The organism is Candidatus Enterococcus myersii (genome assembly GCF_017316025.1).
GTDB lineage: Bacteria > Bacillota > Bacilli > Lactobacillales > Enterococcaceae > Enterococcus_C > Enterococcus_C montenegrensis.
Map to the genome: position 1 here is coordinate 3415 of NZ_JAFLVT010000021.1, position 1812 is coordinate 5226.

The following is a 1812-nucleotide window of genomic DNA, read 5'->3' on the forward strand; positions in this document are numbered from 1 at the left end:
AAACTGTGTAGTTTCCGTAATATTCCTTAGAAAGGAGGTGATCCAGCCGCACCTTCCGATACGGCTACCTTGTTACGACTTCACCCCAATCATCTATCCCACCTTAGGCGGCTGGCTCCATAAAGGTTACCTCACCGACTTCGGGTGTTACAAACTCTCGTGGTGTGACGGGCGGTGTGTACAAGGCCCGGGAACGTATTCACCGCGGCGTGCTGATCCGCGATTACTAGCGATTCCGGCTTCATGTAGGCGAGTTGCAGCCTACAATCCGAACTGAGAGAAGCTTTAAGAGATTAGCTTAGCCTCGCGACTTCGCAACTCGTTGTACTTCCCATTGTAGCACGTGTGTAGCCCAGGTCATAAGGGGCATGATGATTTGACGTCATCCCCACCTTCCTCCGGTTTGTCACCGGCAGTCTCGCTAGAGTGCCCAACTAAATGATGGCAACTAACAATAAGGGTTGCGCTCGTTGCGGGACTTAACCCAACATCTCACGACACGAGCTGACGACAACCATGCACCACCTGTCACTTTGCCCCCGAAGGGGAAGCTCTATCTCTAGAGTGGTCAAAGGATGTCAAGACCTGGTAAGGTTCTTCGCGTTGCTTCGAATTAAACCACATGCTCCACCGCTTGTGCGGGCCCCCGTCAATTCCTTTGAGTTTCAACCTTGCGGTCGTACTCCCCAGGCGGAGTGCTTAATGCGTTTGCTGCAGCACTGAAGGGCGGAAACCCTCCAACACTTAGCACTCATCGTTTACGGCGTGGACTACCAGGGTATCTAATCCTGTTTGCTCCCCACGCTTTCGAGCCTCAGCGTCAGTTACAGACCAGAGAGCCGCCTTCGCCACTGGTGTTCCTCCATATATCTACGCATTTCACCGCTACACATGGAATTCCACTCTCCTCTTCTGCACTCAAGTCTCCCAGTTTCCAATGACCCTCCCCGGTTGAGCCGGGGGCTTTCACATCAGACTTAAGAAACCGCCTGCGCTCGCTTTACGCCCAATAAATCCGGACAACGCTTGCCACCTACGTATTACCGCGGCTGCTGGCACGTAGTTAGCCGTGGCTTTCTGGTTAGATACCGTCAAGGGATGAACATTTTACTCTCATCCTTGTTCTTCTCTAACAACAGAGTTTTACGATCCGAAAACCTTCTTCACTCACGCGGCGTTGCTCGGTCAGACTTTCGTCCATTGCCGAAGATTCCCTACTGCTGCCTCCCGTAGGAGTCTGGGCCGTGTCTCAGTCCCAGTGTGGCCGATCACCCTCTCAGGTCGGCTATGCATCGTGGCCTTGGTGAGCCGTTACCTCACCAACTAGCTAATGCACCGCGGGTCCATCCTCAAGTGACGCAAAAGCGCCTTTCAAATACTAAACATGTGATTGGTATTGTTATGCGGTATTAGCACCTGTTTCCAAGTGTTATCCCCCGCTTGAGGGTAGGTTACCCACGTGTTACTCACCCGTTCGCCACTCCTCTTTTTCCGGTGGAGCAAGCTCCGGTGGAAAAAGAAGCGTTCGACTTGCATGTATTAGGCACGCCGCCAGCGTTCGTCCTGAGCCAGGATCAAACTCTCATAAAAAGTGTTTGAACAGTCATAGACTGTTAAGCTCAAATAAAAATTAACTTTGCTAGCTATTGCTTGCATGTTGTTTGCTTCTATAAAAGAAGCGCCCTACACATTGGTTCGTTTGCTTGCTTTGTTCAGTTTTCAAAGGTCTACTTGCGAAGTTAAATGTATTTATTTAACTTGCAGTTGGTTGCTTTTTGAAATGTTTCAGCAACTCTTATATCTTATCAGCTG

The 1812-nt window shown here is 50.4% G+C and carries 1 rRNA gene; it reads right to left on the bottom strand.

The annotated features are described in order from the left end of the window. Positions 1-30: 30 nt before the first annotated feature. Positions 31-1590: ribosomal RNA gene (locus tag JZO76_RS13810) — 16S ribosomal RNA — on the bottom strand. Between the last annotated feature and the right edge of the window lie 222 nt (positions 1591-1812).